Source organism: Bradyrhizobium sp. Ec3.3, assembly GCF_000472925.1.
Lineage (GTDB): Bacteria > Pseudomonadota > Alphaproteobacteria > Rhizobiales > Xanthobacteraceae > Bradyrhizobium.
Genome location: NZ_AXAS01000068.1, coordinates 34537 through 40766, shown reverse-complemented (window position 1 = coordinate 40766; position 6230 = coordinate 34537). Strand labels below are relative to the sequence as shown.

Below are 6230 nucleotides of genomic sequence, written 5' to 3'. Positions count from 1 at the left end.
GATTCCGCGTTCATGTCGGCGTCGACGAGCTGGCCGACACCGCGATCCACGGAGTCCATCAGCGACTTCACGAAGTCCGTGTTGGTCGAGATGCGGTTCTTGACGGCACCGAGATTGGCGGCGGCCGAGGCCACCGAGTTGATCGCAGCGGTGACCTGCGCGATGTAGCCATCGAGCGTGGCCTGGTCGGTCGCCGCATCGGTCAGCGTGCCGATGGTCATGTTGGCGACCGACACACTCGAGGTCTGCGCGTCGAGAATGCCGGTCGGACTTGCGCCGCCGGTGGTGAAGAGCGCGTAGTTGGCGGTCGTCACGGTGATGGAACCGGTGGTGGGCGTGTTGCCGACACGAGAGTAAGACGACACGAGGTTGAAGGTCGCCGGCGTGGCCGTGGATCCGCTGCCCGTGTTGATGCTCAGCCAGTTAATTCCGTTGAAGGTCGCCGCATTGGCGGTGCTCTGCATCTGCTGCTGGATCTGGGTGATGTCCGCCTGGATCTTGGTGCGGTCAATACCGGCGGTCTTGGCTTCGACCAGCAGCGACTGGAGCTTGGTCAGGCCGGAGTTGCTGTCGCCGATGACCGAGTTCAGAGCGGTATATTCGGTATCGACGGTCGCGGCCGACAGACCGAGCGAGTCGGAGACGGCCGAGAGCGCAGCGTTGTCGGCACGCATCGAAGTCGCGATCGACCAGTAGGCGGCGTTGTCCGAAGCGGTGGCCACGCGCTGGCCGGTGGAGATCCGGGTCTGCGTGGTAGAGAGTTGCGAGCTCACAGACCGCAGGGTCTGGAGCGCGGTCATGGCGGAAGAGTTCGTAAGCAGGCTCGACATTGCGAATGTCCCTTTATGTACGCGTTACATTTTCATCAGGGGACATACCGGGCTTTCACCGGTACGGAGGGGCGGCATCATGCCTTTGGACTGATGTGGGTGGGGTCCAACCCGCCGTGACGCATTGCTAGCACGTCGAATCTTGCTTCCAGATTAAGGGCAGCTTGAATTTCGTAGCAATATCATATGGTTAATATTACTTTTCACTAACCATAACCAGCCGGTAGGCCGACGATCGCGGCTCTTACGAGAACGACCGCACCAGTCCGGAGGCGAGCAGGTTCCAGCCGTCGATCAGCACGAAAAACAGCATCTTGAAGGGCAGCGCGATCACTGTGGGCGGCATCATCATCATGCCCATCGACATCGTCAGCGTCGCCACGATCATGTCGATGACCAGGAACGGCAGCATGATGAGGAATCCGATCTCGAACGAACGCCTGAGCTCGGAGATCATGAAGGCCGGGATGATGACGCGCAGGTCGATGCGCTTATCGTCGAACTTCCTGCGAAAGCTTTCCGCGGCGAGCGACTCGAAGGTCTGGAGATCCTTGTCGCGGACATGGGCCAGCATGAACTCGCGGAACGGATCGGTGATCTTCAGATAGGCCTCTTCCTCCGAGATCTCGTTCTTCATCAGCGGCTGGACGCCGGTCTCCCAGGCGCGATCGAACGTCGGCGCCATCACGTAGAAGGTCATAAATAGCGCGAGGCTGATCAGGACAAGGTTGGCCGGCGTGGTCTGAAGGCCGAGACCGGAGCGCAGGAACGACAGCGCCACCGCAAATCGCGTGAAGCTCGTCACCATGATGAGCAGACCGGGCGCCACCGACAGCACCGTGATCAGCGCCATCAGCTGGATGATGCGGCCGCTGGTCGAGCCGTTTCCAGGCGGCAGCAGCGAGTTGAGGTCCGGAATTTGGGCGAGTGCCACCTCGGGCAGCAGGGTTAGCAGCAACGCAAGCAGCAGGACTCTCGTTCTCACTGGATCACCAACGTCTCGATAATCAATTCGCGGACCTTGCCCGAGGAGCGGACATTGGCGCGCTCGGACAAGTCATCCCGCAGATGCTGAAGCCCGCGCGCGCCTTCGAACTGGGCAGCCGTCGCCGACCTGAGATAGGCGACGATGTCCTCGCTGATGTGGGCGGCCAGTATGCCCGCCTCCTCGTCGTTCATGCTGTCGGTGACCATGGAGGCTTCGACGCGGGCCCAATTGTTGGCGGGCGCCGCAAGATTGGTGACGACCGGCGACAGCTTCCGCAACCGTGCCGTCCCTGTGTAGGTCGACGCAACGGGCGGCGGGGTGACGTTCTTCCTGGCATCGACGACGCGCTCGGCCGTCACCAGCAGGTGATAGCCCGTGACGGCGCCGGCGCCGACCGCAAGCAGCGTCAGGATCACGATGGCCGCGATCAGGCGCATGGCGGCCCCTGTCGTCGCAACGCGACCCGATTGGCCTCGGCCTCAGAACGGCGCCACGGTGTCATAGACCCGATGCCCCCATCCTGGCTGCTGCACGTCAGACAGATTTCCGCGACCGCCATAGGACACGCGTGCCTCGGCGATCTTCTCATAAGAGATCGTGTTTCCCCGCGAAATGTCCCGCGGACGCACGATGCCCCCGACGTTGAGCACGCGCATCTCCGTGTTGACACGAAATTCCTGCGATCCGCTGATCATGATGTTGCCGTTCGGCAGCACGTCGGTCACGATCGCGGCAACCGACAGCTGGATGTCTTCTGCGCGGTCGATCTGGCCGTTGCCCTTGATCTGGGTATTGGTGGAGAGGTTGGCGCCTGCCTGGCCCTTGTCCTTCCATCCCGCAACGTCCATCAACCAGTCGAGGCCGAACTTGATCTGAGAGTCGCGCGAGCGATCGGTCTTGTTGTCGAGCTTCGCCTTGTCCTGCATCGAGATGATCACCGTCACGACGTCACCGACGCGCCGCGCGCGGGGGTCGCGGTAGAGATCGGTGCCGTCGTCCCAGGTCGAACGGTAGCTGACCGGGGTGCGGACGCGGGGCGTCACCGGGATCGGATATGCCTGCGTCCTCAGGCCGTCGCCCACGGGAGACAATTGCGGCCCATGCAGGATCTCAGACGGGTCCTGGGCGCAACCGCTCAGGAACACGAGCGACAGGATGAGCATCGGCTTCTTCATTACTTGGTCTTTCCGTCGTCCACGCGACGCATTCCGCCGAGCAGATCGGCCAGATGCGCCGCGCGGGCCGTATCCATTTCATTGAAGATCGCGCTCGAGCTCCTGGGGCTCAGCTTGGCGAGCACGGCCGCGGCGGTCTCGTCCGTCATGCTGGCGATCTGGGTCGCGGCAGATTCCGGCTTCATGCGCGAATAAATCTCGACCACGCTCGCTTCGGCCTTCTTCAGGAACTCGTCGCGAAGCGCCATCCATTTCTCGTATTCGGTCCGCTTGGCCTCGACCTCCGCGATCCGCTCGCGCAGCAGATTTTCCGCCTTCTCCAGCTCCTTCAACTGCCAGGCCAGCCGCGCGTCGACGGCGGGGTCTGCGACGCTGCTGCAGAACTGCGCAACGTCATTCTCGGGCGCCGCAGCCGCAACGGGTGGCGCGGGCTTCGGCGCTACGCTGCCCGTCTTGGGCGGGCGCGTGACAGGCGGCGTCTCGGGAGCCGGCACCGCGCCGGTGGTCAGGGGTGCGGCATCTTCCGCAGCCCAGGCCGTCGCCCTCACCGAATTCGTGTCATTAGGAGGCGGCGTGATCGGCGCGCGAGGCTTCTGCGGACCAGCCGCGCGCGCTCGCGCGAAGGAGAGCAGATTGAGCGGCTTTGACGGCTTCGGCTCGTCCAGCGCCGCAGCCGGCGATGCGCTCGCCAGCACCGACACCGCGATCAAGCAGAAGAGATGCGTTTTGTAATCCAGCTTCAGCATCGGGCCGTACGCGAATCGCGATCGAGACGACAGACATGCGCGATCAGGCTTGCATGGCGCTTGCGCGTCATTGGACGATCACATCGGCCTGGAGCGCGCCCGCCGTCTTGATCGCCTGGAGGATCGCGATAATTCCGGACGGCTTCAGGCCGATCTGGTTGAGACCGCGCACCAGCCGCTGCAAATCGACGCCGCTGAGGATCGCAACCTGGGCCCCGGGCTCGTTGGCCTCGACCATGGTCTGCGGAACGACCACGGTCTGCCCCCGCGAGAACGGCGCGGGCTGCGACACGACGGGAAGCTCCGTTATGCGAACCGACAGATTGCCGTGCGTCACCGCGACAGTCGAAATCCGCACGTCGCGCCCAATCACCACCGTGCCGGTACGCTCGTTGATCACCACCCGTGCGGGCGTATCCGGCTCGACGGTCAATTCGCCGATCTCGGCAAGAAAGCGGACCGGGCCGGCATAGCTCGGCTTCGACAGCACGATGGTCCGGTAGTCGCGCTCGAAGGCGATCTGCGCCCGGTAGCGGCCGCCGGCATAGCGGTTGATGGCATCGAGAATTCGCGTTGCAGTGACGAAATCGGGGTTCTTCAGCTCGAGCACGAGGAACTCCATCTCGTGAAGGCTCCCCTGGACCTCCCGCTCGATCAGCGCGCCGTTCGGAATGCGACCGGCGGTCGGCGTACCCTGGCTGACATTCTGCGCCTGGCCTCCCACGCTGTACCCGGCAACGGTGACGGCCCCTTGCGCCACCGCGTAGACAGCGCCGTCAGCCCCCCGTAGTGACGTCATCACGAGGGTGCCGCCGAGCAGCGAGGTGGCGTCTCCGAGCGAGGACACCGTCACGTCCATGCGCTCGCCCGGCGAGATCGACGGCGGCAGGTCCGCGGTGACCATGACCGCCGCGACGTTGCGCGTGCGCAGCGTGGTCGGTCGCGTCGGGTTGGTCGTGCTGGTGGTGTCGTTCCGGACATTGATGCCCATGTTCTCGAGCATCGACTGGAGCGACTGTTCCGTGAACGGGGCGTTGCGCAGCGTGTCGCCAGTGCCGTTGAGGCCAATGACGAGGCCATAACCGACGATCTGGTTTTCGCGCAGTCCCTTGATATCAGCGATATCCTTGATACGGACGGCAGCCTGGGCGCTTGTCGCGGAGGCGATGAGGATGAACGCAAGCAGCAGCCTGATCATGATCCATCCATCACCTTAACGGTGCCGTCCGGCTGGACGATACCCCTGATGACCACACCAGTGTCGGTGTTGCGCACCGGAATGAGCGCGCCCGCCGCGCCCGATTGCAGGGCCGAGCCGTAGGTGACGATCGAGAGGCCGCTGTCTTCGACCACGACCTTGACCATAGCCCCGCGCGCGACGGTCCAGGGATCCTCGACCGCATTGGTCGGGATCGGCTGGCCCGGCAGCAGCGTGCGCCGCGCCATGCGTCCGACCAGCACCTGACGTCCTTCGATGAACATGGCGACGCCGAGAAGGTTGGCCGCGAAGGCACGCTCCGTGATCATGTCCTCGCGGATCAGTTCGCCCGCGCGTATCGACACGGCCGGCACCGGAAGTCGCCGATCCTCGGCCGCAGCCAGGGATGCAGAAGCGAGCACCAGCAGCGCGGCGGCCAACCCGCGCATGATCAGGCCGAGCCTGTTCGACATGGATACACCGGAACTAGCGGCCAAGACCCTTCGACACGGTCTGGGCCATCTCATCCGAGGCCGTGATGACCTTGGCATTCATCTCATAGGCGCGCTGCGCGGAGATCAGCTCGGTGATTTCCTTGACGGGATCGACGTTCGAAGCCTCGAGATATTGCTGGTTGATCTTGCCGTAGCCGGAATCGCCCGGCAGACCGACGACCGGCGTGCCGGAAGCCGTGGTCTCGCGATAGAGATTGCTGCCCAGCGGTTCGAGGCCAGCTTCGTTGGCGAAGTTCGCGAGGTTGAGCTGGCCGATCTGGCGCGGGTTCACCTCCGTGTCCAGCTTGGCAAACACTTGTCCGGTCTGGTTGACCGTGACCTGGACCGTTCCCTGCGGCACCGTGATCGCAGGATCCAGCAAATAGCCGTCCATTGTGACGAGTTGGCCGTTGGCATTGGTGTTGAACGAGCCCGCGCGGGTATATTGCACCTCGTTGTTCGGGCCCAACACCTGAAACCAGCCGCGGCCGTTGATTGCCAAATCGTAGGGATTGCCGGTCTGCGTGAGCGCGCCCTGGATGTGCAGCTTGCGGATGGCCGCCGACTTGACGCCAAGACCGAGATTGGCGCCCTCCGGGATCGGCGATGAGCCCGTCGCATTCGGAACGCCCTGCATGCGATCCATCTGGTAGAAGAGGTCGGTGAATTCCGCACGCGCCCGCTTGAACGACGTCGTGTTGATGTTGGCGATGTTGTTCGCAATGACCTCGATATTGGTCTGCTGCGCGTTCATTCCGGTGGCCGCGATGGCGAGCGATTTCACAGCTTGATTCCTTCA

At 63.6% G+C, this 6230-nt stretch carries 8 protein-coding genes; all 8 read right to left on the bottom strand.

What is annotated here, in order from left to right:
* Nucleotides 1-830: flagellin (locus tag YUU_RS0139335; protein ID WP_035664628.1), on the bottom strand; the 830-nt coding region annotated here is incomplete at its 3' end.
* A 244-nt stretch (nucleotides 831-1074) separates the two neighbouring features.
* The gene (gene fliP / locus YUU_RS0139330) at nucleotides 1075-1815 is read right to left on the bottom strand and encodes a flagellar type III secretion system pore protein FliP (RefSeq protein ID WP_027527201.1); all 741 of its coding nucleotides are present in this window, start codon (nucleotides 1813-1815) and stop codon (nucleotides 1075-1077) included.
* Nucleotides 1812-2255, bottom strand: coding sequence for a flagellar basal body-associated FliL family protein (locus YUU_RS0139325; RefSeq protein ID WP_027527200.1), 444 nt, complete (start codon nucleotides 2253-2255; stop codon nucleotides 1812-1814). Before YUU_RS0139325 ends, fliP begins: the two co-directional genes overlap by 4 nt.
* 42 nt (nucleotides 2256-2297) lie before the next feature.
* A complete protein-coding gene (flgH, locus tag YUU_RS0139320) occupies nucleotides 2298-2993 on the bottom strand; it encodes a flagellar basal body L-ring protein FlgH (RefSeq protein WP_027527199.1) in 696 nt (231 codons plus the stop codon).
* Entirely contained in the window at nucleotides 2993-3739 is a 747-nt protein-coding gene (locus tag YUU_RS0139315; protein ID WP_027527198.1) for a MotE family protein, read from the bottom strand. Before YUU_RS0139315 ends, flgH begins: the two co-directional genes overlap by 1 nt.
* 67 nt (nucleotides 3740-3806) lie before the next feature.
* Nucleotides 3807-4937, bottom strand: a complete 1131-nt coding sequence (flgI, locus tag YUU_RS0139310) for a flagellar basal body P-ring protein FlgI (RefSeq protein ID WP_027527197.1) — start codon at nucleotides 4935-4937, stop codon at nucleotides 3807-3809.
* The gene (gene flgA, locus YUU_RS0139305) at nucleotides 4934-5410 is read right to left on the bottom strand and encodes a flagellar basal body P-ring formation chaperone FlgA (RefSeq protein ID WP_245288243.1); all 477 of its coding nucleotides are present in this window, start codon (nucleotides 5408-5410) and stop codon (nucleotides 4934-4936) included. Before flgA ends, flgI begins: the two co-directional genes overlap by 4 nt.
* A gap of 13 nt (nucleotides 5411-5423) precedes the next feature.
* On the bottom strand, nucleotides 5424-6215 hold the full coding sequence (gene flgG, locus YUU_RS0139300; RefSeq protein ID WP_027527195.1) for a flagellar basal-body rod protein FlgG: 792 nt from the start codon (nucleotides 6213-6215) through the stop codon (nucleotides 5424-5426).
* Between the last annotated feature and the right edge of the window lie 15 nt (nucleotides 6216-6230).